Raw genomic sequence first — 22,875 nt, 5'->3', positions numbered from 1 at the left:
TCTAGAACCAGTCGCTCTCGCGGATCTGCTTCATGGCCTCGCGGCGCCGCTCCTTGTCGAGCCGGTCGAGGTAGAGCATGCCGTTCAGGTGGTCGGTCTCGTGCTGCAGCGCCTGCGCGAGCACACCGGTGCCCTCCACCTGAACCTCGTGGCCCTCGAGGTCGACGCCGCGCGCCCGCGCGTAGGGGTACCGCATGGTCGGGAACCACAGGCCGGGCACCGACAGGCACCCCTCGTCCATGGCCTCGGGCTCCCCCGACAGCTCGACGAGCACCGGGTTGATGAGGTAGCCGATGCGCCCGTCGACGTTGTAGCTGAAGGCTCGCAGGTTGACGCCGATCTGGCTGGCGGCGACGCCCGCGCGGCCGGGCGGGCGCACGCTGTCGAGCAGGTCGTCGACGAGGCCGCGCACGCCCGCGTCGATGGCGCCGATCGGCTCGGACATCGTCTTCAGCACCGGGTCGCCGAAGATGCGGATCTGCCGTTCGGTCACTTATGCCTCCCCGGCATCGTCGTCGAGTCGCGGCGTCGCCGCACGGCAGCCTCGGCAAGCGCCTCCTCGGCGGCCAGCAGAGCGTTCTCCACGACCTCGGTTGCCGCCGGATGCGGCCAGTACTGCCCGCGGGCCAGGCCCGTGACCGGTCGGCCGAAGCTGGCCGCCTGCACGAGTGGCTGAATGAGGATGCTCGCCTCCGGCCCCATGATGTGCGCGCCGAGGATGCGGCCGCCAGGCGCCTCGATCACGAGCTTGCAGAAGCTCGTCGTGTCTTCGAGCGCCCACCCGTACGCCGTGCTGCTGTACGGCTGCGTCACGGTGACGACCCTCTCGCCTGTGTGGTCGGCGGCGCGGGCCTCGCGCTCCGTCAGGCCAAATTGGGCGACCTGCGGGTGGCTGAAGATCGCCGAGGGAACAGGCCCGGGATCGCCGGCTGCGGGCGAGGCGGGATGCGCGATGTTGTGCGCGACCACGCGCGCCTGGTGGTTCGCGACGTGCTTGAGCTCCCAGTGGTTGCAGATGTCGCCGAGCGCGTACACGTCGTCGAGCGGCTGCCCGCCGGCCAGCACCCGCTGGCGCTCGTCGACGACGAGCGTGCCGTCCTCGGCCAGGTCGAAGCCCACGGATGCCGCGGCGAGCGTGTCGGTGTTCGGCACGCGTCCCTGCGCCACGAGCACGCACTCCGCCTCGAGCACGTCGCCGCCGGAGAGCGCGACGTGCAACTGCTCCCCCGCACGCTCGGCGGATTCCACGCGCTCAGCGGACTCCACACGCTCTATAGATTCGACGCGCTGGCCGCGCACGAGCCGCCACCGCCTCGACGCCTGCTCGGCGAAGGCACGCGAGATATCGTCATCGTGCCCGTGCAGCAGCGTCTCGGCGCGGATCACGAGTGTCACGTCGACCCCGAAGGCGCCGAAGATGTGCGCGAACTCCACGGCGACCGCTCCCCCGCCGAGGATCACGAGCGAGCGCGGCAGCGTCTCGATTCGCATGATCGAGTCCGAGTCGTGAATGGCCGCCTCGCTCTGCCAGGCCGCGTTCAGCGCGCGCGGCCGGGAGCCGGCGGCGATGACGATCGTCTCGCCGCTGATGCGCACACCGCTCGCACTGACCAGCGTTTTCCTGCTCTCGAAGCCGAACGTCTCGCGGAACACCGTGACGTTCGGGCAGTCCTCGACCCGGTAACGCAGGCCGCTCGCCGAGATGGCGTCTGTGCGGCCCAGGATGCGCTCGCGCATGCTGGGCCAGTCGACCGAGTCGATACGGGCGTCGATGCCGAGGCCACCGGCATCCGCTGCATCGGCGGCGATGTCGGCGGGGCGCACGAACATCTTCGTGGGGATGCAGCCGGCGTTCAGGCACGTGCCGCCGAACCAGCGACCGTCGTCGATCAGGGCGATGCGCTTCTCGTCGAACGCGGGGCCGATGATGGAGTTGCCGCTGCCGGCACCGACGATGATCAGATCGAAGTGCCCAGCGGATGCCGCGGCCCCTTCGGGCGCCGCGGGCTCAGGCACCGCGCTTCGCCGGCAGGCCCTCGACGACGAGCGCCGCGAGGTGTCGCGCGGACTCCTTGGTCAGGGACTTGAGGTCTTTGTACGACACGACGGAGCCTGCGGCGAGCTGCGGGTCATACGGGATGCGCACGATCTCGCGAACGCGCGACCGGAAGTGCGACTCGATCTCGTCGAGCTTGACGAGGTTGGTGCCCTGGGTCGCCGTGTTGAGCGCGACGATGGCGTTACGCACGAGGTCGCCGTACCCGTTCGCCTCGAGCCAGGTGAGCGTCTCGGACGCGAGCCGCGCCTCATCGACGCTGCCGCCGGAGACGATGACGACCGAGTCTGCACGCTGCAGGGTGGCGCGCATGACCGAGTGCACGATTCCGGTGCCGCAATCGGTGAGCACGATCGAGTAGAAGCGCGCGGCGAGGTCAGCGACCACGTTGTAGTCGTTCTCATCAAACGCCTCGGACAGCAGAGGGTCGGTATCTGAGGCGAGAATGTCGAGCCGGGTCTCGTCGCGCGAGACGAGGGCGGAGAAGTCGGTGAAGCCGCCGATCGAGGGCGCCTTCGTCACGACGTCTCGTACCGTCGCCCTGGTCTGCTTGGGCACGCGCTCCGAGAGGGTGCCGCGGTCGGGGTTGGCGTCGATCGCGATGATGCGGTCCTCGCGGGCATCGGCGAGGGCCATGCCGAGCAGCGTCGTGACGGTGGTCTTGCCGACGCCGCCTTTCCGGGTAAGCACGGGAACGAACCGCGTGCCCCCTTCGAAGGCCTTTTGGATGCGGTGGTCAAGCTCTTTGCGGGCGCGCACCTTCGCGGAGTCGCCCAGATTCACCAGGTGGAACGTGAGCGCGTAAAGGAAACGGTTCCAGCCGCCCTCCGGTGCGACCCTCGTCTTGCGGTTGACCTCGAGCAGCCGATCCGCCGTGAGCATCGAGGCAGGCTCGGGCTGCGCCGAGTGCTCGCCACGAAGGCGATCGCGTCGCGACTGGGAGAACGCGTCGTTCGAGGCGGCCTCCGCTGCCTCCGCCATCTCGAGCCGAGCGGCACGGGACGCCACGATGGTGACCGACGTGGTCGTCGCCGCCTCGGGGCTCACCAGGCCGCCCGGGTTCACGGCGACATCGTCGATCGCGACCGCGACCTCGTCTTCCGGCACCTCGTGCCGCGGCACGGGAGGCAGGTCGAGCACGACGTTCAGGTTCTGGGTGCGCTCCGTCACGAACGGGACGGATGCCGACTCGTCGCTCTGCGACTCGAGACCCGCGCGGAGCTCGTCGCCGGACGCCGCGCCATCGGGCCCGGAGGTCCGGGTGCGCGCATCCTTCTTATCCGTTCGCTCTGGCACGTGGGCAGGCTCCTTCAGTCATGTCTGCCCCTCCAGTTTAGCGTGACACGCCGTTGTGGCCCCTCCGGCGCGTTCCCCGTGGAGGCTCAGACGGGTGTGACCACGACGAGCAGGTCGCCCGCGTCGACCTGCTGGGTCTTCGAGATCGCCAACCGCTCGACCGTACCGCCGACAGGCGCCGTGATCGCGGCCTCCATCTTCATGGCCTCGATCGTCGCCACGCTCTGGCCCGCCTCGACCCGCTCGCCGACCTCGACCTGCAGCGTCACCACGCCCGAGAACGGTGCGGCGACGTGCCCGGGTCGGGCCGCGTCAGCCTTCTCGGCGCTCGCCGTGTCGACCGCAATGCTGCGGTCGCGCACGAATACCGGGCGCAGCTGGCCGTTGAGCGTGGTCATGACCGTGCGGATGCCCTGGTCGTTCGCCTCGCCGATAGCCTCGAGCCCGATGTAGAGCCGCACGCCCTTCTCGATCTCGATGACGTGCTCCGCCTCGGGGCGCAGGCCGTAGAGGTAGTCGATGGTGTCGACGACCGACAGGTCGCCGAACAGCTCGCGCACCTGCTCGAACTGCCGCGTCGGCGCCGGGAACAGCAGCCGGTTGAGCGTCGCCCGCCGCTCCTCGCTGCCCGCCTCGAGCCCGGCGCGATCCTCGCTCGTGAGCTCTGCCGTGGCGACGCGAACGCTTCGGCCAGCGAGAACCTTCGAACGGAACGGCTCGGGCCATCCGCCCGGAAGATCGCCGAGTTCGCCCGCCATGAAGCCGATGACCGACTCCGGAACGTCGTAGTTCTCGGGGTGCTGCTCGAAGTCGGCCGGGTCGGCGCGCACCGCGGCGAGCGAGAGGGCCAGGTCGCCGACGACCTTCGACGACGGTGTGACCTTGGGCACCCGGCCGAGGATCTTGTCAGCGGCCGCATACATGTCTTCGATGAGCTCGAAGTCGTCGGCGAGGCCGAGCGCCTTCGCCTGCGTGCGCAGGTTCGAGAGCTGCCCGCCGGGGATCTCGTGCTTGTAGACGCGCCCCGTGGGGCCGGGCAGCCCGGATTCGAACGGCTTGTACACCGCGCGAACGGCCTCCCAATACGGCTCGAGGTCGCTGACCGCCTGCAGCGAGATGCCGGTGTCGCGCTCGGTGTGGGCGAGGGCGGCCACGAGAGCGGATGCCGACGGCTGGCTCGTCGTGCCGGACATGGGCGCACTCGCCACATCGACGGCGTCGGCACCGGCCCGGCTCGCGGCGAGGAGAGTCGCCAGCTGGCCACCCGGCGTGTCGTGGGTGTGCAGGTGCACCGGAAGGTCGAACCGCTCGCGGAACGCCGCGACCAGCTTCTCGGCCGCCGACGGGCGCAGTAGTCCCGCCATGTCTTTGATGGCGAGGATGTGCGCGCCGCTGTCGACGATCTGCTCCGCGAGGCGCAGGTAGTAGTCGAGCGTGTACAGGTTCTCGGCCGGGTCCAGGAGGTCACCCGTGTAGCAGACCGCGACCTCGGCGACCGCCGTGCCGGTCGCGAGCACCGAGTCGATCGCGGGTCGCATCTGGTCGACATCGTTGAGTGCGTCGAAGATGCGGAAGATGTCGACACCGGTCGTGGCGGCCTCACGCACGAACGCGTCGGTCACCTCGGTCGGGTACGGCGTGTAGCCCACCGTGTTGCGGCCACGCAGCAGCATCTGGATGTTGATGTTGGGCAGAGCCTCGCGCAGCGACGCAAGCCGCTGCCACGGGTCTTCGCCGAGGAAGCGCAGGGCCACGTCGTATGTGGCGCCGCCCCAGGCCTCGACCGAGAGAAGCTCTGGCGTCATCCGTGCCACATAGGGCGCCGCCGCGAGCAGGTCGCGCGTGCGAACGCGGGTAGCCAGCAGCGACTGGTGGGCGTCGCGGAACGTCGTCTCGGTGACGGCCAGCGGAGTCTGCTCGCGCAGCGCCTTGGCGAAGCCGGCCGGGCCGAGTTCGAGCAGCCGCTGGCGCGAGCCGGCCGGCGCGGGAGCGTTGAGGTCGACGTACGGCAGCTTCTCGATGGGCGGGGCCGTCTCGGGCAGCTCGCCGTTCGGGCGGTTGACCGTGACATCGGCGAGCCAGTTGAGGATCTTGGTGCCGCGGTCCTTGGAGACCCGGCCCTGGAACAGCTCGGGTCGCTCCTCGATGAACGACGTGCTGAGGTCACCGGCGACGAAGGTGGGGTCGTCGAGCACGGCCTGCAGGAACGGGATGTTCGTGGAGACGCCGCGAATGCGGAACTCGGCCAGCGCCCGCTTGGCCCGGTTGATGGCGGCGGGGAAGTCGCGTCCGCGACACGTGAGCTTGGCGAGCATCGAGTCGAAGTGCGGGCTGATCTGCGCGCCCGGGTTGATGGTTCCGCCGTCGAGACGGATGCCGCCGCCGCCGGGCGAGCGGTACGTGGTGATCTTGCCCGTGTCCGGCCGGAACCCCGCGGTCGGGTCTTCTGTCGTGATGCGGCACTGCAGGGCCGCGCCACGGCGCGTGATCGCGTTCTGGGTGAGGCCGAGGTCGGCCAGGGTCTGGCCCGCTGCGATCAGCATCTGCGACTGCACGAGGTCGACATCGGTGATCTCTTCCGTCACGGTGTGCTCGACCTGGATGCGGGGGTTCATCTCGATGAAGACGTGCTGCCCTGCGCGCTCGCCCTCGGTGTCGAGTAGGAACTCGACGGTGCCCGCATTGACGTAGCCGATGGAGCGGGCGAAGGCGATGGCGTCGCGATAGAGGCTGGCGCGGGTCTCGTCGTCGAGGTTCGGCGCCGGCGCGATCTCGATGACCTTCTGGTGACGCCGCTGCACCGAGCAGTCGCGCTCGAAGAGGTGCACCGTCTCGCCCGTTGCGTCCGCGAGGATCTGCACCTCGATGTGGCGCGGCCGCAGAACGGCCTGCTCGAGGAACATCGTGGGGTCGCCGAACGCGCTGTCGGCCTCGCGCATCGCCTCTTCGAGCGCAGCGCGAAGAGCATCCTTGCTGTTGACGCGGCGCATGCCGCGCCCGCCACCGCCGGCGACCGCCTTGGCGAAGATCGGAAAGCCGATCTCGTCGGCCTTCTCGATGAGCGTGTCGATGTCTTTCGACGGCGGAGTGGATTTCAGCACAGGAACGCCAGCCGCCTGGGCGTGCTCCTTGGCCGTGACCTTGTTGCCCGCCATCTCGAGCACATGCGAGCCCGGACCGATGAACGTGATGCCCGCTTCGCGTGCCGCCTCTGCCAGGTCGGGGTTCTCGGAGAGGAAGCCGTAACCGGGGTAGATCGCGTCGGCCCCAGACTCTTTCGCCACGCGGATGATCTCGCTCACGTCGAGATAGGCGCGTACCGGATGCCCCGGCTCACCAATCTGGTAGGCCTCGTCGGCCTTCAGCCGATGCATGGAATTACGATCCTCGAACGGGAAGACGGCGACGGTTTGCGCCCCGAGTTCATAGGCGGCCCTGAAGGCCCGGATGGCGATTTCACCGCGATTGGCAACGAGGATTTTGCGGAACATGCGAACCTTTCGACCGGGGACGACCCACTCAGCAAATGGTTAGGTTCTCTAAGACTAGTGAAGGTAACGTAGCTTCTTGTGCACGTACTCAGCGTCAGCTCCCTCAAAGGCGGCGTCGGAAAGACCACAGTGACCCTGGGCCTCTCCTCCGCCGCTTTCGCTCGAGGACTGCGCACGCTGGTCGTCGATCTCGACCCGCAGTCGGACGTCTCGACCGGCATGGATATCTCTCTCGCCGGCCATCTGAACGTCGCCGACGTGCTCGCCTCCCCCAAGGAGAAGATCGTGCGCGCGGCCATCGCGCCGAGCGGGTGGACGAAGGGGCGCACCGGCACGATCGACGTGCTCATCGGCAGCCCGTCCGCCATCAACTTCGACGGTCCGCATCCGTCGATCCGCGATATCTGGAAGCTCGAAGAGGCGCTCGCGCACGTCGAGGACGACTACGACCTGGTGCTCATCGACTGTGCGCCCTCGCTCAACGCCCTCACGCGCACCGCGTGGGCCGCGAGCGACCGCGTGACGGTCGTCACCGAGCCCGGCCTGTTCTCGGTGGCTGCGGCCGATCGCGCGCTGCGGGCGATCGAGGAGATTCGCCGCGGACTCTCCCCCCGGCTGCAGCCGCTCGGCATCATCGTCAACCGCGTTCGCGTGCAGTCGCTCGAGCACCAGTTCCGCATCAAGGAACTGCGCGACATGTTCGGCCCGCTCGTGCTGAGCCCCCAGCTGCCGGAGCGCACGTCGCTTCAGCAGGCGCAGGGCGCGGCCAAGCCGCTGCACATCTGGCCGGGAGAGAGCGCCCAGGAGATGGCGCACAACTTCGACGTGCTGCTCGACCGTGTTCTGCGCGCTGCCCGCATCGGCGAGTACTCCGAACGCTGAGCGGCGCTACGCCAACACGGCAGTGCACCCCACGCTGACGCGCGGGCTCTCGGAGATCTTGCGGGCTCTAAGAGGTTTTGCGGGCTCTAGGAGATTTTGCGGCGGGCGGCGGCTCGGCGAGCGGCCAACTCGTCCATGGGGTCGACGGTCTGCGTGTCGAGCTCGACAAGGCTCGACTCCACCTCGCGAAGCACCTTGCCCACGGCGATGCCGAAGACACCCTGCCCGCGGCTGACCAGGTCGATGACCTCGTCGTTGGATGTGCAGAGGTAGACGCTGGCCCCGTCGCTCATGAGGGTGGTCTGGGCCAGATCGCTCACGCCGGACTCGCGCAGCTGGTTCACGGCTGTGCGAATCTGCTGCAGCGAGATGCCCGTGTCGAGCAGCCTCTTGACGAGCTTGAGCACGAGGATGTCGCGGAAGCCGTACAGGCGCTGGGAGCCGCTGCCGGCGGCGCCCCGGACGGTGGGTTCCACGAGGCCGGTTCGCGCCCAGTAGTCGAGCTGGCGGTAGCTGATGCCGGCCGCACGCGCGGCGACCGCGCCACGGTAGCCGGCCTGGTCATCCATCTCGGGAAGCCCGTCTGTGAAGAGCAGGCCGAGATCGAAGCGGGCACCGCTCGTGTTGAGTTCAGTCATCCGCTTGCCTCTCGCCCCGACCAATCGAACGGCGCCGAAGCGTCGTTGAGACAACGCTACCGATGCCGGGGGCCTCGGGCAACGACATCCATGAAAACGGCTTCGGCGTGTCGAGATGCATCATGGCAGCATCCGCCCGAGCGCCGTGCGAACAAGGCTCGCGCGCACGATGTCGAGCTGTGCGGCGATGTCTCGCGCAAGTTCGGCGGCCCGCGCTCTGCTCGACGCGTCTTTGCGGCGGGAAACGGGAAGAAGGGCGCTCTCGATGAGCCCGAGCTCGCGCTCGACGGTGGCTCGCACGCCCCGCAGGTGGCGCGGCTCGATGCCGCAGCGCTGCAGCTCGACGAGGGAGCTCAACACGGCAAGCGCCTCCTCGTCATACGTATCCGCCGGCACGATGACGGATGCTGAGATCGCATCCTGAAGCAGGGTTCCGCTCGCTCCGGCCTCTCTCAGCAGCTCGCTGCGGCTGAAGCGCCGGCCGCCGCCGAGCATGGACGGCCCGCCCGCACCGATGCCGGGAAGCGACGGCGAGCGGCCGGCGTCGAGGTCGTCGAGGTAGGAGCGAATGACCTTCAACGGCAGGTAGTGGTCGCGCTGCATCGTGAGAATGACGCGGAGGCGCTCCACGTCTTCTGCACAGAACTTTCGGTAGCCGCTCGGGGTGCGTGCGGGTGTGATGAGGCCCTGCTCCTCGAGAAACCGCAGCTTCGAGGGCGAGAGGTCGGAGAACTCGGGTGTGAGCTTGCCGAGCACCTGCCCGATGCTCAGGAGCCCCGGCGCGGCAGTGGAGCGCGCCTGTGCGCCTGCGCGCGCCACTAGTTCGGGTTCGCGGCGCCGACGTCGGCACGCGAGGAGTAGAAGGTGAGCCGGAACTTGCCGACCTGCACCTCGGCGCCGTCGGCCATGGTCGCCGTCTCGATGCGAACACCGTCGTAGTACGTGCCGTTCAGTGAGCCGAGGTCGCGCACCTCGAACACCGTGCCGTGCCTGATGAAATCGGCGTGCCGCCGCGAGACCGTGACGTCGTCAAGGAAGATGTCGGCATCAGGATGGCGGCCCACGCTCGTTGCGTCTGAGTCGAGGAGAAAACGCGCCCCGCTGTTCGGCCCGCGGCGCACGATGAGCAGCGCGGAACCCGAGGGAAGGGCGGCGATCGCTTCCTGCTCCTCGGCACTGACGGCGCCGTCGAGAGCGCTGAGCGCTGCCGCGAATTCCTCGCCGAAACGCGCCGTCGTCTCGTCGTTTCCCCGAGCCGGATCACGCAGGGGGTTGCTGTCGGACAAGTGGCGGTCGTCAGATGCGTCCATGGCCCAACCTCCTTTCCCTCAAGCGTATCTGATCATTCGGCGGCGGCGTCGACCGGAATCCGGATCACCCGCAGGGTCTCACGAATATAGATGAATCCGGCCCACCAGTAAAGGAACGCGCCCCACAGCGCGAACGCCCATCCGAGCGGAAGGGAGACGGCGGCGACGACCGGCACCGCCTCGCCGAGCATGAGCAGCGGCAGCGCGAAGAAGAGGCAGAAGGTGGCCACCTTGCCGAGATGATGCACCGGCAGCGGCCCGTAGCCGTGATTGGCGAGCACGATGCCGAGGACCAGGAGCATGACGTCGCGCCCGATGATCGCCCCCATGAGCCACCAGGGAATGACGCCCTGGAAGGCGAGCCCGATGAGAGCCGCGAAGATGTAGAGGCGATCGGCGGCGGGATCGAGAAGCTGGCCCAGTCGCGAGATCTGGCCCAGCCGGCGCGCGAGGTAGCCGTCGAGGAAGTCGGTAACAGACGAGACCACCAGGACGATCAGCGCCCAGCCGCCCTGGCCGGCGATGATGAACCCGAGGAAGAACGGGATGAGCGCGAGGCGGAAGAAGCTGAGCAGGTTCGGGATGGTGAGGATCTTCGAACTCACCGCGGCCTTCGCATCGGGTGCGCTGCCGCCCGCCCCGTTCCCCGTCATGGGTGTCGAGTCTAATGCCCCGTCGAACGCCCGACCGCCCGCCGGGCGACTCTAGACTGACGTTTCATGGAACCGCTTGGCGTCTCGATCTGGATCCTCGTCGTCGCCTGCGTGCTCACCTGGCTGCTGTCACTCGTGACGCACGAGCACTCGTGGGTCGACAGGGTGTGGTCGATCCTGCCGGTCGCCTACGTGTGGGTGTTCGCCGCGGCATCCGCTCTGGAGCCTCGAGTGACGCTGATGGCGGCGCTCGTGAGCGTGTGGGGCGCGCGGCTGACCTTCAATTTCGCGCGCAAGGGCGGGTACGCGTCGGGCGGCGAGGACTACCGGTGGGCGATCCTGAGGGCACGGATGCGGCCGTGGCAGTTCGGACTCGTCAACCTGCTCTTCATCGTGGTGTACCAGAACGTGCTCCTGCTGCTGATCACGCTGCCGGCGTGGACGGCCTACCGCAACCAGACCCCGCTGACGGCACTCGACGTCGCGGCAGCGGTCGTGTTCCTCGCGCTGCTCGCCGGCGAGACGATCGCCGACGAGCAGCAGTGGAGATTCCAGCAGGCCAAGAAGCGTGCGCTCGCCGCGGGCAGTGAGGTTCGGCCGGGGTTCGTGCAGACCGGACTGTTCGGCGTCAGCCGGCATCCGAACTTCTTCTTCGAAATCTCGCAGTGGTGGGTGATCTTCTTCTTCGGGGCGATCGCCGCCCGTTCCCTCACTCAGTGGACCGTCGTGGGCGCGGTGCTGCTGACGTTGCTGTTCGTCGGCTCCACGTGGTTCACCGAGAGCATCTCGCGCTCGCGCTACGAGGAGTATCGCGACTACCAGAGCCGCACCTCGGCCGTCGTGCCGTGGCCGGCGCGATCCGCTGCCGTTAGTCGCCCGCCTCGACCTGGTCGATCTGCGCCTGAGTGAGGGCGACCCACGGCGAGCTGTCTGGGTCGGCCGAGGCCGCATCGGGGCTCGCGCCCTGGTTCCACCACTTCGACTCGAACGGTACGCCGTCGAACAGAACCCGGTCGCCCTTGTCGTAGATCGCCGTGCCCGCCCAATCCGGGTATGTGCCCGGAGCGAGAGTGGGCACAGGGATCGGCGTCTCGCCCGGCAGCACCGGCCCGAGGAGCGTCCAGGGCGTGGACCATTCCTGCAGCACCGGGTTGTCTGGCACGTCTCCCCGGCTCCACCACTTGGCCACGTAGACGTTGCGGTGCCACACGACCTTGGTGCCTTCGAGGTAGGCCGAGGTGGCCTTCCAGATGGGGTACGGGCTGGTCCTGGGGTCGTCGGTTGCAGTGCTGGCCGAGGTCGGCTCGGACGTCGTGACGACACCCGCGGATGCGCGTGGGTTGCCGTCGTAGCCCTTCGAGAGCGCGTTGACGAACGTCTGCCCCTTCTGGTCGATGCCGCTGCATGCATCGGAGACGACCTGCAGGTCGACATAGTTCGGGCCGCAGGTCGCATCGCGGTTCAGCGACCACATGGAGAGCCTGCTCACGCCGTTCTCGCGGGCGAAAGCGTTGAGAGCCTTCGCGTCGGCGAGCGAGAAAACCTCGCCGACCTCGTCGTTCTGGCCGACCATCGGCGTCGCGCCGAGCTTCGACCACACCGATGCGTCGCCGAGGCTGATTCCGGCCTGCTTGTAGAGGATGCCGAGCTGGCGATGGGTTGCGGTGAGCGCCTTCTCGGAGGCTTTAGCCATCGAGTCGCCCTGCGTGCGGGACGCTCCGTAATCCATGGTCATGACGTTGACGCCGGAGACGTCCACGCCCGCGGCGAGCATGGCGGCGACCGCATTCGTGCCGTCCTCGCTGAGCCCCGCCGGCGTGACCGGGAGCGTAAGCCAGACGGCGAGCGGCGAGCCGGCCTTGCGCCTCTCCTTCTGCAGGGCGGCGATGGCGTCGGCGCGTCGGGATGCGGACGCGGCATCCGTCAACGAACCTGCCTCAATGTCGAGGTCGATCGTTGTCAGGTCGTAGCGCGTGACCACGGAGCGGTAGGCGGCGAGGAGTTCGGCGCTGTCCGTGCAGGCACTCGCGAGCTCCTGGTTGGCGAGGCCGCCGAACGAGACGATGACGTTGCCGTCGCGCTGCTCGAGCCGGGCGATGCGACGGTCCAGGTCGAGGGATGCCGCAGCCGCGTCGAGCGAGTATGCGGCGCCCCAGCTGGGCTGGCACGCGTCATCAGGGTCGGCCACGACGAACGAGAGCACGACGTTGCGCGCGCGCACCTCTTTGGCGCTCTCGAAGGCGTACGTCGGCGTCGCCGTGACGTCGACGTAACCGGCGAACCACTTCTGCGGCTTGGGTGCGGCCTGGGCGCCGGCGATTCGGAACCCGTAGTAGCCGGCGGCGGCAAGCGCGAGCACCACGACGATGGCGATGACCACGCGCAGCGGCGACAGGCGCCGGCTCGAGCGCTCGGATGCGATGGCGCCCTGGCCTTGCTGGGGCGCCGGGGAATCAGCGAGAGACAACACCGCTCCGATCACGATCTGACGCGCCGCGACGGCGCTTGGCAACATGGGCCGAGTCGGCGGTGCCGTTGTAGAGCACGGCGCGCCAGTCGAGGCTCTCGGTGTGGGCGGGCGTGACCGCGACGCCCTTCTTCTTCGAGTCGTCGACCCAGAGCCAGGCGGTCAGCCCCATCCAGATGTCGACGAGGGCGTGGCCGATGCCGATGTACGATACGAACGCCCACGACGCGAGCACGGCGTTGAAGGCGGCGAAAGCGGCATTGCCCCAGTTGTGCGCGTTCACGTCGCGCCACAGGGTGAACACCGAGAACGCGATGATGAGAATGGGGCACAGCACGTAGAGGAGCGGCGACGCGGTGCGGTTCTTCACCTTCGGCGTGCGAGCGAAGGGGATCTTCTTGCCGGTGATGGCCTGTTGCAGCGACTTCAGCACTCCGGCGAGCTGCACCGGGAGCAGGATGAGGTTGAACCCGTAGATACGCAGAATGTCGGAGAACCGGTACCCGCAGTACCGTAGGTCGGCGCCCATCGCGATGAAGTACGGCAGGGCGGCGAGCAGCACGAAGGGGCTCAGCAGTCGGCTGTCGTACGGGTACGCGAGCAGGAAGACAAGCCCGAAGCTGGCCCACGCGATCGACATCATGTAGTTGATGCGCAGCATGGCGCCGGCGAGACCGACCCTCTCGTGGCGCCGGCGGTTCTCACGGATCTGCCGCCACAGCTTGGGCATGATGAGCAGCCCGCCGTTGGCCCAGCGCCGGCGCTGCACGACGAGCGAGCCGAAGTCGGGTGGCGTGGCGCTGTAGCTCAGCCGCTCGGGGTAGTTGACGAGCGTCCAGCCGTGCGTGCCGAGGTCGATGCTCGACTCGGTGTCTTCGATGACGGTGCGGTCCTGCACGTAGCGGCGAACCTCGAAGCCACGCTCGTAGCCGACCTCAACGATGTCCTCGAGGGCACTCTTGCGAATGACGGCATTCGCCCCGACCCAGAAGGTCGCGTTGTACTGGCTCATGCCCTGATGCAGAATGTGCTGGATGTCGGTGGTCGCCCCCGCGAGCCGCTCGATGCGCGTCGCGGCGCCGCGGAACGAGGAGTACGGCGTCTGCGTGACGGCGACCCGCTCATTGCCCGGCTGCTGCAGCAGGTGCACGAGACGCAGGCAGTACTCGCGCAGCAGCAGCGAGTCGGCGTCGAGCGTGAGCACGAACTCGCTGTCAGGCACAAGCAGGTCGGCCTCGGCGCGGCGGGAGGTGGCGCGCAGCACGACGCCCTGCGGCGTCTGCTCCTCGATGTAGTCGCGGCCCATGAGACCGATGTAGGCATTGAGGTTCATGGCCTTGTTCGCCTCGTGGGATACCGAGACGTACTTCTTGCGTTCGAAGACGGTGACCTCGGCTGTGAATGTGCTGATGAGCCGACGGTAGAGCTGGCGGATGCGCTCGAGCGAGAGCGTCTCTCCCTCGGCCGTCGCCGTCTCGAGCGCCAGGGCCGTCATGCGCAGTTCCTCGGCCGGCGCGGCCAGGATCTGGTCGACGAAGAAGCGGTCGACGTGGTCCTCCACGCGCTCGGCGGCAGCCATGGAGGTGAGCCATTCGGCCGCCCAGCGGTAGTGCCCGGCGAGCTCGTTGGTCTGCGTGATGGTGACGGGCCCGTGCTCGGAGACCTGCAGCTCGAAGATGACGCTGGCGTCGCTGAAGCGGATGGCCGGCTCGCGCAGCGCCTCCTCGATCTCGGCGCCCAGTGCCCTGGTCGCGTCGAGCCTGGCGCGAACGGCGGGATCGGTCGGGAACGGCGGGTCGTCGAGCAGCAGCACCACGCGCAGCGATGGGTACTCCTGGAGCGCCGCGGACCAGAGGGTCTGCCGGACGACGCCGGGCTCTTCGGCGTAGGAGGGAACGAGCACGGTGATCGACGAGCGCTCGCCGTCGAAGTGCCGGTCGAGTTCGGCGCGCGGTGCGCGACCGTGCAGCTTGAAGCGCACAAGCGCGCCCTGGCGGGCGAGCAGGTACATGAGAGCGGAGAACGTGAGGAACGTGACGACGACCACGTACGAGATGGTGTCCATGGTGAAGCGGAAGCCGCCCACGTTGCCGTCGAGCAGCTGGCGGAGCACCGTGGAGACGACATAGGTGAGCCAGGCGAGCACCGTGACGATGATGGCCAGCCTGCCGACGACGATCTTGCGGTCTGAAGGGATCGGGTGGGTGATGGGCAGAGGCGTCATTCGTCGCTCTGCGCCCCACTGGCGCTTTCGGGCAGCAGAAGGCGAGGAGGTTTCGGGCATTCGGGTTCCCCAGCGCAGGCGGCGAAGGTCGGGTTCGCCAGTCGGGTGTCCTGCACCGTGATGCTATCGAGCGGGGGAAAGCGGGCGAATGTCCCAGTTCGGGGGTGCACTCGACACGACCCGACCGCCGGCTCGCCCGCGCGTTCGTAACGCAACACACTGCTCTCGGCGGTACCGTCGATGTATGTCGTGCATCCGATTCAATACGCCGGCTCAGCGCGAGGCCATGCGCAAGTACGCCCCCGCCATGCTCACCGCCGAGGAGGCGGCCGCGCTGCACCCCTCGCCGCCAGTGACGGAGAGCAAGATCAGGCGGCTTCGGCTGCTCGCCACGAGCACGAACCCGAAGATCCGCGAATCGGTCGCCAGCAGCTACAACACGCCAGCCGACCTGTTCGAGACGCTCGCGGCCGACCCCGACGAGGGCGTGCGCTCCTGCGTGGCGCGCAACGAGGCGACGCCGTGCGACATTCTTCGACGACTCGCGTCGGATTCGTCGGAGCAGGTGCGCGGATGGGTCGCGGTCAACTACTTCGTGCCCGCCGACGCCATGGAGCAGTTGGCGAACGACCGAAGCAAGACGGTGCGCAGCCTCGTGGCCTGGAAGGGCAGTCTCGTCGACGCGTGAAATCACGAACCGGCCCGGATGCCGTCGCACACCGCCCTTCGGCGGCGGCGACGGTCATCGGGCCGGTCCTGCTTCTGAGCCGCCCTTTCCTGCGGCTCAGCGACGCATGAGTGCTACACGCTGCGCCTGATGAATCTCAGAATTCCGATGATGATGCCGATGATGAGAATGATGATGCCGATCCAGAGCAGAAACTTGATCACAGGGATGAAGATGCCCAGGAAAAGGCCGATCAGACCAATAATGATGAGAATCACTGCGAGGGATATCATGCCTGCAAGCTACCCCCCTCGTGCCGATCGCGTCAGGGGTATCTGAGAGGTTGCTCGATGGCCGCCGGGTTCTCCTGCGGCCTCGCGGTCCATTACCGCGCTCGGATGCGAGTGCTAGACCGGGGCCATGAGCACTGACCACCGTGATGGCGACGCCGCATCCGCCCCCTCCTCCCTGCCCGCCGTTCGACTGGTTCCCCTCGCCGGCAGCGAACGCGCCGCGGCCCCGGAGGTCAGCGCCACTCCCCCGGGCGTTCCACCCGGCACGCGCATCGAGGTGACGCTCGTGCTGCGTCGGCAGCGGCCGCTGGAGGCGACCGAGTTCGCTACGCCGCTGAACGCGGCTGAGCTCGGCGCGCGGTTCGGGGCCTCGGAAGCCGATGTCCGGGCGGTGGGTCAGGTGCTCTCGGGCCTCGGGCTCGAGATCGTGTCGACGGATGCCGCATCCCGCCGTGTGCGCGCCGCCGGCCCCGTCGAACTCGTCACGCACGTGTTCGGCACCGACCTGCGGCAGGTGCGCAGCCGTGCCGTGGACGGCCGCCACGTCGAGCACCGCCACCGTACCGGCGGCCTGTCGATCCCGGCCGAGCTCGACGGAATCGTCGTTGCGGTACTCGGATTGGACGACCGCCCGCAGTCGCGCGCCTGGTTTCGCATCGCCTCAGCCCGAGCCGTGACCACGAGCTACACCCCTGTGCAGGTCGGCGAGCTCTACGGATTCCCCGCGAAGACCGATGGCAGCGGGCAGAGCGTGGCGATCATCGAGCTCGGCGGCGGCTACGTCATGGACGACCTCTCGACGTACTTCGGCTCGCTCGGCATCCCGACTCCCTCCGTGAGTGCGATCGGGGTCGACGGTGGCGCGAACGCGCCCGAGGGTGACGCGAACGGCGCGGATTGCGAGGTGATGCTCGACATCGAGGTGATCGGGGCGCTGGCACCGGCCAGCGGCATCCGCGTGTATTTCGCCCCCAACACGGACGCCGGGTTCGTGGACGCCGTGAGCGAGGCCGCGCATGCGACGCCCGCGCCCGCGGCGATCAGCATCAGCTGGGGTCAGAGCGAGGATGAGTGGACCGCGCAGGCGCGCACGGCTTTGGACGAGGCGATGGCGGATGCCGGGGCCCTCGGCATCGTGGTCTGTGCCGCCGCCGGAGACAACGGCAGTTCGGACTCGCCCGCGCAGGGGGCCGCGGACGGTTGGGGTGCGGGTGCAGGTGCGGGTGGGACTGTGGGTGCAGGTGCAGGCGGGACTGCGGGTGCGGGCAAGACCGGGGGCGCCTCGGCTGCCTTGTCCGGTCAGGCGCACGTGGACTTTCCCGCGTCGAGCCCGCATGCGCTCGCGTGCGGGGGAACGCGGCTCGACGCGGACGTGTCGTCGGGATCGATTCGCGGCGAGGTCGTGTGGAACGACGGAGCGGGCGGCGGGGCGACCGGCGGCGGGGTGAGCGACGCGTTCCCGATGCCGTCGTGGCAGGCGAACGCAGGGGTGCCGGCGCGTGCGGGAGGGGCGAGCACCGCGTCGGGGCGCGGGGTGCCGGATGTGGCGGGCAACGCCGACCCGCAGACCGGGTACCAGGTGCGTGTCGATGGCCGCGACATGGTGATCGGTGGCACGAGCGCCGTCTCGCCGCTCTGGTCGGCCCTCGTCGCGCGGCTCGCCCAGCTGACGGATCGGCCGGCCGGCCCGCTGCACTCGAGCATCTACGCGTCGGTGGCGCCCGGGCAGGCGGCGGCGGGGTTCCGTGACATCACGAGCGGAAGCAACGGCGCCTACGGCGCGACGGCCGGCTGGGACGCGTGCACGGGTCTCGGCTCCCCCGACGGGTCGGCGCTGCTGACAGAGCTGGGAGGGGCGGGCGCGTAGCCCTCGCAGAGGTGTCGCCGCGCCGGCCGCCGCGCGCGGCGGGCGCATCCGCTGCTCGTACGTGACAGGCACCCGCCTCGCTCGCGTGCCGACCCCTAGGCTGAATGACACCGTGACTGAACATCGACGAATCGGCGTGGCCGTCGCCTCGCTGAGCCTCGGCACCGCCCTCAACCCGCTGAATTCGTCGATGATCGCGGTGGCGCTCGTGCAGCTGCGCGACGACTTCGACCTGACCGTCGTGCAAGTCACCTGGGTGATCACGTGCTTCTACCTGGCCTCGGCGGCGCTGCAGCCGGTGATCGGGCGCATGGCCGACCGCTTCGGCCCGCGCAGGCTGTTCGTGAGCGGCATGGCGGTCGTCGCGGTCACGTGCGTGCTCGCGCCATTCTCCCCCACGTTCGCGCTCGTGTGCGTCTCCCGGGTCTTCATGGCGGTCGGCACGGCGACGGCGTTCCCGTGCGCGGTCGCGATGGTGACCACGCTGAGCAGGCAGGCGCAGGTGAGTTCGACCCGCCCGCTCGGCGCGATGCAGATGGCGAACACGACGGGTGCTGCGCTCGGCCCGGTGATCGGCGGGCTGCTCGTGAGCTTCGTGGGCTGGCAGGCGCTGTTCTTCCTCAACGTTCCGCTGGCGCTGCTCTCACTCGTGGCGGTCGCCCGGTTCGCGCCCGCGGACCCGCCTCGAGTAGCAGAGCGGATGGCCGTGACCCTGCGCGACTCCGACGTACCGGGCATCCTCGCCTTCACGGTGGCCCTCGTGGCGGGGCTCATCGCGGTGCTCGGGGCGCTGCCCGCCCTCACCTGGTGGATGGCGGGGCTTGCCGTCGTATCGGGCGCCCTCTTCGTCTGGCGCGAGCTGCGGTTCGACTCCCCCTTTCTCGACCTGGCACTGCTCGTTCGCAACCGCTCGCTCATGATCGTGTACCTGAGCGTCGCGGTCTTCAATGCCGTCTACTACTGCGCATTCTTCGGGCTGCCGCAGCTGTTCGAGGAGGCAGGTGGCTACGACGCGGGAATCGTCGGGCTGCTGATGCTGCCGCTCGCTGCCATGTCGGCATTCCTGACGCCCGTGGCAGCGCGGTCGATCGACCGCTGGGGAGTTCGCCCGGTGCTGATGGTGGGAACGGTGGGGTTGGTTGCGGCATCCGCTCTGTTATGGCTCTTCACCGCGACGATCGGCGTTCTGGTCGTTCTGCTGCTCGTGGCCGCGATGGGCGTGCCGTACTGCGCGTTCAGCATCGCGTCGAGCCAGGGCATGTACGCGTCGGCGCGGGCCGAGGACCGGGGCGTGGCGGCGGGCATCTATCAGACGTCGCGGTACTTCGGGGCGATCTCGGCGACGACGATCATCGGAGTGGCGTTCGGCTCGAGCGTGACGACGGCGCAGTGGGGCTCGATGGTGCCGATCATGGCCGCGCTGGCCGTGGTGACGGTGGTGCTTTCCGCGGTGTGGCGGCCGGCGGGGCGGGTGTGAGGGCGGGCGGGCGATGCGAGCGTGGGCGGGCGGGCGATGCGAGCGTGGGCGGGCGGGCGATGCGAGCGTGGGCGGGCGGGCGATGCGAGGGCGTCGGTTCTCACGCCTCGCGTGAATGTCGGTGGTCACGTGTTGACTTGGTTCTATGAGGAACACAGGGCAGATCGGCCAGGCGACGCCGGCTCCGACCGCGCCTGCCCTCGCGCCCTCGCCGCCTCGTGCCGGCGTACCCGAGCGCGACGAGAAGCCGAGTCTGAACGCCGTCATGGCAGATACTCTGGGTGACCTCGTCGATGGCGTCGCTGCCCTCGATCGCATGCTCGCCAACGTCTCGGCCATGCGCGCCGAGCTCATCGATCAGGCGCGTCAGTGGAGTGAGTTGAGCACGAATGCATCGTCGCTTGCCGGGCAGCCCGGTTGGAGCGCCGCGACGATCGCGCGCAAAGTGCTCGTAAGCGAGCTCGCCGCCGCGCTACGCCTGCCGGAACGTACCACCGAGACGCTGGTCGCCGACAGCGAGGCGCTCATGCACGAGCTTCCCGCCACTCTTCAGGCTCTGCGTGAGGGCGAGATCAGCTATCGCCACGCGCAGCGGATCATCGATCACGCGCTGTCGGTCCCCGCCGATGCGCGCGACGAGTTCGAAACCCAGGTACTGCCGATCGCGGCGACGCAGACGGTTTCACGCCTGGAACGCAAGGCGAGGCAGGTGCGCGAGCACATGCATCCGCAGACCATCACCCAGCGGCACACCCAGGCGGTGGGCGACCGCCATGTGGAGTTCGTTCCTGCGAACGACGGGATGGCGTGGCTGAACAGCTACCTGCCGGCGCACGTGGCCGACTGAATCTACCGTCGCGTCAGCGACATCGCTGCGAGCCTGCAATGCCCTGACGAGCCGCGAACGATCACGCAGCTGCGGGCCGATACGTTCGCCGATCTGCTTCTCGAGGGCGTGACGTTGGGCGCGGATTCGGGCGACGGCGGAACGGGGCACAACGGCTGCACTGGTCACGGTGCTGGGCAATGCACTGCGCGATGCGCTGGGCAACGCGCTGGGCAAGGTACTGGCAGAGACCGAGGTGCCGAGCAAGGCGGCGGTACCGAGCATGACGGCAGTACCGGGCGACCCAAGCACGGCATCGGGCGCGGGATTCGCCCGCGCGTACTCGTGACTGTCCCGGTCATGACGCTCCTTGGGCTGAGTGAAGAACCCGGCGAGCTCGAGGGCTACGGGCCGATCGACCCGCAGACGGCGCGCGAACTCGCCGGTCATGCCCCGAGCTTCACGCGGCTGCTCACTCACCCCGAGAAGGGAACGGTGCTCTCGGTCGGCCGCGAACACTACAAAGTCCCGAAAGACTTGCGAACCTGGCTGCGGGTGCGCGACGAGACCTGCCGTTTCCCCGGGTGCAACCGCACGGCTGAGCGGTGCGATGTGGACCATACCCGCGATTGGGCCTTCAATGGTTCGACCCAGCACGACAATCTCGCGCATCTCTGCCCCATGCACCACGCGATGAAGCACTACACGGCGTGGCAGGTGGCACATGCGCGAGACGGCGCTCTGACCTGGACCTCACCGAGCGGCCACACCTACCGAACACTCCCGGCGGTAGTCATGCGGCCACCGCCCGTGATGTCGTCGACGTTGGTTGACGACGACGTTGGTTGACGACGAGGCGGGTTGACGACGACGTGGGTGACGACGACGTTGGTGACGACGACGTGGGTGACGACGACGTTGGTGACGACGACGTTGGTGACGACGACGTTGGTGACGACGACGTTGGTGACGACGACGTTGGTGACGACGACGTGGATTCGCGGGCGTGTGAGCGAAGTGGTCAAGAGACGGTAGGCGAAGGCGTCGACGGTGCAGGCGGGATCACGCCTGCACCGCGACTGCCTGCATGCGGCCTCGTTACAGCTCGCCCGGCGCTACACGTGACCTCGGCGCTTCAGCGCGAGGCCGATGAACGCCATGCCGCCAACGAGCAGCAGACCCATAGCGGCAAGGCCACCAGCGGCGTCCACACCGGTCTGTGCAAGTGCCGTCGGAATCGCGGACGACACGAGGCCGGCAGCCTGAACACCAGAACCGAGACCCGCCATGCCAGGATCGCCTGCCACCAGGTCTCCCTCGCTTGATGGAGTGTCAGCGACAGGGGCCGTCACCGCAGGCGAATCGGACGTCGGATCGGAGCCTACGCCGACCGCCACCACCGGCTCAGAGCCGATACGTAGGACGATCGGGAGTATTCCCGCCCTGCTGCCATCCGTAGAGTCGCCGACGCCGGGCGCGACGCCAGAGCCATCAGTGGAGTCACCGAGAAGGCCCGGCAGAATCCCTGAGTTATCCGACGTGTCACCAAGGACGCCCGGCAGGATTCCCGAATCACCTGACGAATCACCGAGGACGCCCGGCAGGATTCCCGAATCACCTGTCGAATCACCGAGGACACCCAGCATGCCGTTGGACGAGCCTCCGCCAATCGCGACAGCATTGCCGCCGATGCCGACCGGAGCCGATACGTCAGCAGGAACCTGCGTTCCCCCGAGAATCGAGCTTGAACCATCGGTCATACCAGCGCCGCTACTCGGCATGTCGCTGCTTGGCATGTCGGTGCCCGTCGAGTCGCCCGCTGGCGGCGTCGCCGCACTGCCAGTGGCTGCGTCGCCGAGCACGCCGACGGCGTTACCGCCAATGACGATCGGTGCGGTGACATCCGGCGCGATCTGGCTACCGCCGAGCACGGAGTCATCCCCGCTCGTGATCATCGGCATGGCCGTGCTGTCTGAACCCGTGCTGGCTGAACCCGTGCTGGCTGCACCCGCGCTCGCAGTGCCACTCGACGAATCGCCGAGAACACTGATCGCGTTTCCGCCGATTGAGATCGGTGCGGTGACATCCGGCGCGACCTGCGTGCCCGAGGCGACCGAGGCGTCACCCGATGTGAGCGCACCGATCGAACCACCCGTCGTCTCGCCCGGCGCAGTGCCGCCAAGCGCAGTGTCGCTCGGCGCGACGGCGGGCTGTGCGCCGGGCGCGGTCGCGGCATCCGTCGTGCTGCTGTCACCCAGAACCGAGACGGCATTGCCACCGACCGTTATGGGCAATTGCACACCGAGAAGCGCCTGACTGCCCGAGCCGATACCGTTCGACCCTGAAGTCGTGGGCGCCGCCGGATTCGACGACGAGCTGGTCCCGGATGCGACAGGCGCGGGCGACACGGGCGCGGGCGATGCCGGCGTCGACAATGCCGGCATCGAACCAGTCGACGAGCTGTTGCCCAGCACACTGAGTGCCGTTCCGTTCACCTGAATGGGCGCGGTGACGGATGCGACGGCCTGCGTTCCCGAGGCCACGGCACCATCACCGCTTGTTTCAGCGGCGTTCGCCGCCGTTGCTCCGACGAGCGTGAGCCCGCCGACGCAGAGGGTGAACCACAACCCTCTGGACACGTACTTATTCATGAGGGATTCCTCCTGATTGATGAGTTGCATGCTCCTCGAAAGGAGTCTTGGGCCTGCGTGCCGTCGCTGTGACGGCC

The 22,875-nt window shown here is 68.4% G+C and carries 20 protein-coding genes; 7 read left to right on the top strand and 13 right to left on the bottom strand.

The annotated features are described in order from the left end of the window. Position 1 precedes the first annotated feature (1 nt). The 4 genes from def to OSC27_RS04255 all read right to left on the bottom strand — a co-directional run bounded on the left by def (position 2) and on the right by OSC27_RS04255 (position 6,843). Entirely contained in the window at positions 2–493 is a 492-nt protein-coding gene (gene def, locus OSC27_RS04270) for a peptide deformylase (RefSeq protein WP_267180158.1), read from the bottom strand. Next, on the bottom strand, positions 490–2,016 hold the full coding sequence (locus tag OSC27_RS04265; protein ID WP_267180157.1) for a mycothione reductase: 1,527 nt from the start codon (positions 2,014–2,016) through the stop codon (positions 490–492). Before OSC27_RS04265 ends, def begins: the two co-directional genes overlap by 4 nt. Further along, positions 2,009–3,352: a MinD/ParA family ATP-binding protein gene (locus tag OSC27_RS04260; RefSeq protein ID WP_267180156.1), complete on the bottom strand. Its 1,344-nt coding sequence runs from the start codon at positions 3,350–3,352 to the stop codon at positions 2,009–2,011. Before OSC27_RS04260 ends, OSC27_RS04265 begins: the two co-directional genes overlap by 8 nt. A gap of 86 nt (positions 3,353–3,438) precedes the next feature. Beyond that, positions 3,439–6,843 carry a pyruvate carboxylase gene (locus OSC27_RS04255; protein ID WP_267180155.1) on the bottom strand — a complete coding sequence of 1,135 codons (3,405 nt, stop codon included), beginning with the start codon at positions 6,841–6,843 and terminating at the stop codon, positions 3,439–3,441. 78 nt (positions 6,844–6,921) lie between these two features. Between OSC27_RS04255 and OSC27_RS04250 the strand changes: the two genes are divergently transcribed. Then, positions 6,922–7,725 (top strand): ParA family protein, encoded by an 804-nt coding sequence (locus OSC27_RS04250; protein ID WP_267180154.1) that lies wholly within the window; start codon positions 6,922–6,924, stop codon positions 7,723–7,725. 86 nt (positions 7,726–7,811) lie between these two features. Here the strand turns inward: OSC27_RS04250 and OSC27_RS04245 are convergent, their stop codons facing one another. From OSC27_RS04245 to OSC27_RS04230, 4 genes are all read right to left on the bottom strand, one after another. Further along, complete coding sequence (locus tag OSC27_RS04245; protein WP_323373923.1) at positions 7,812–8,363, bottom strand: MerR family transcriptional regulator; 552 nt, start codon at positions 8,361–8,363, stop codon at positions 7,812–7,814. Positions 8,364–8,483: 120 nt separating this feature from the next. Then, positions 8,484–9,182, bottom strand: a complete 699-nt coding sequence (locus tag OSC27_RS04240; protein WP_267180153.1) for a MerR family transcriptional regulator — start codon at positions 9,180–9,182, stop codon at positions 8,484–8,486. After that, entirely contained in the window at positions 9,182–9,673 is a 492-nt protein-coding gene (locus OSC27_RS04235; protein ID WP_323373921.1) for an FHA domain-containing protein, read from the bottom strand. Before OSC27_RS04235 ends, OSC27_RS04240 begins: the two co-directional genes overlap by 1 nt. 32 nt (positions 9,674–9,705) lie before the next feature. Beyond that, a complete protein-coding gene (locus tag OSC27_RS04230) occupies positions 9,706–10,326 on the bottom strand; it encodes a CDP-alcohol phosphatidyltransferase family protein (protein ID WP_267180152.1) in 621 nt (206 codons plus the stop codon). A gap of 66 nt (positions 10,327–10,392) precedes the next feature. Between OSC27_RS04230 and OSC27_RS04225 the strand changes: the two genes are divergently transcribed. Continuing rightward, positions 10,393–11,235: a DUF1295 domain-containing protein gene (locus OSC27_RS04225; RefSeq protein ID WP_267180151.1), complete on the top strand. Its 843-nt coding sequence runs from the start codon at positions 10,393–10,395 to the stop codon at positions 11,233–11,235. Here OSC27_RS04225 and OSC27_RS04220 read toward each other — a convergent pair. Both OSC27_RS04220 and OSC27_RS04215 read right to left on the bottom strand, forming a co-directional pair. Next, positions 11,195–12,841, bottom strand: coding sequence for a chitinase (locus OSC27_RS04220; protein ID WP_267180150.1), 1,647 nt, complete (start codon positions 12,839–12,841; stop codon positions 11,195–11,197). The two genes, OSC27_RS04225 and OSC27_RS04220, sit on opposite strands and share 41 nt — an antisense overlap. After that, a complete protein-coding gene (locus tag OSC27_RS04215; protein WP_267180149.1) occupies positions 12,780–15,017 on the bottom strand; it encodes a glycosyltransferase family 2 protein in 2,238 nt (745 codons plus the stop codon). The genes OSC27_RS04220 and OSC27_RS04215 overlap by 62 nt, the downstream gene beginning before the upstream one ends. 244 nt (positions 15,018–15,261) lie before the next feature. On the opposite strand from OSC27_RS04215, the gene OSC27_RS04210 reads away from it, so the two are divergent. Then, entirely contained in the window at positions 15,262–15,705 is a 444-nt protein-coding gene (locus OSC27_RS04210) for a hypothetical protein (protein WP_267180148.1), read from the top strand. A gap of 113 nt (positions 15,706–15,818) precedes the next feature. Here the strand turns inward: OSC27_RS04210 and OSC27_RS04205 are convergent, their stop codons facing one another. After that, positions 15,819–15,977, bottom strand: coding sequence for a hypothetical protein (locus tag OSC27_RS04205; RefSeq protein WP_267180147.1), 159 nt, complete (start codon positions 15,975–15,977; stop codon positions 15,819–15,821). A 127-nt stretch (positions 15,978–16,104) separates the two neighbouring features. Between OSC27_RS04205 and OSC27_RS04200 the strand changes: the two genes are divergently transcribed. The 4 genes from OSC27_RS04200 (at position 16,105) to OSC27_RS14450 (ending at position 20,496) form a co-directional block, all read left to right on the top strand. After that, the gene (locus tag OSC27_RS04200; RefSeq protein WP_267180146.1) at positions 16,105–17,844 is read left to right on the top strand and encodes a S53 family peptidase; all 1,740 of its coding nucleotides are present in this window, start codon (positions 16,105–16,107) and stop codon (positions 17,842–17,844) included. Positions 17,845–17,956: 112 nt separating this feature from the next. After that, entirely contained in the window at positions 17,957–19,321 is a 1,365-nt protein-coding gene (locus tag OSC27_RS04195; RefSeq protein ID WP_267180145.1) for an MFS transporter, read from the top strand. Between the two features lie 145 nt (positions 19,322–19,466). Continuing rightward, positions 19,467–20,168, top strand: a complete 702-nt coding sequence (locus OSC27_RS14455; protein WP_323373919.1) for a DUF222 domain-containing protein — start codon at positions 19,467–19,469, stop codon at positions 20,166–20,168. Between the two features lie 169 nt (positions 20,169–20,337). Next, complete coding sequence (locus tag OSC27_RS14450) at positions 20,338–20,496, top strand: hypothetical protein (protein ID WP_323373917.1); 159 nt, start codon at positions 20,338–20,340, stop codon at positions 20,494–20,496. Between the two features lie 421 nt (positions 20,497–20,917). On the opposite strand, the gene OSC27_RS04185 is transcribed toward OSC27_RS14450, so the two are convergent. Both OSC27_RS04185 and OSC27_RS04180 read right to left on the bottom strand, forming a co-directional pair. Continuing rightward, positions 20,918–21,172: a hypothetical protein gene (locus OSC27_RS04185; RefSeq protein ID WP_267180144.1), complete on the bottom strand. Its 255-nt coding sequence runs from the start codon at positions 21,170–21,172 to the stop codon at positions 20,918–20,920. Positions 21,173–21,262: 90 nt separating this feature from the next. Continuing rightward, entirely contained in the window at positions 21,263–22,828 is a 1,566-nt protein-coding gene (locus OSC27_RS04180; RefSeq protein WP_267180143.1) for a hypothetical protein, read from the bottom strand. Positions 22,829–22,875: the final 47 nt, after the last annotated feature.

It is taken from the genome of Microbacterium sp. STN6 (genome assembly GCF_026410545.1).
Lineage (GTDB): Bacteria > Actinomycetota > Actinomycetes > Actinomycetales > Microbacteriaceae > Root112D2.
The sequence above is the reverse complement of the archived record's forward strand: the minus strand, read 5'-3'. Positions and strand labels throughout refer to the sequence as shown.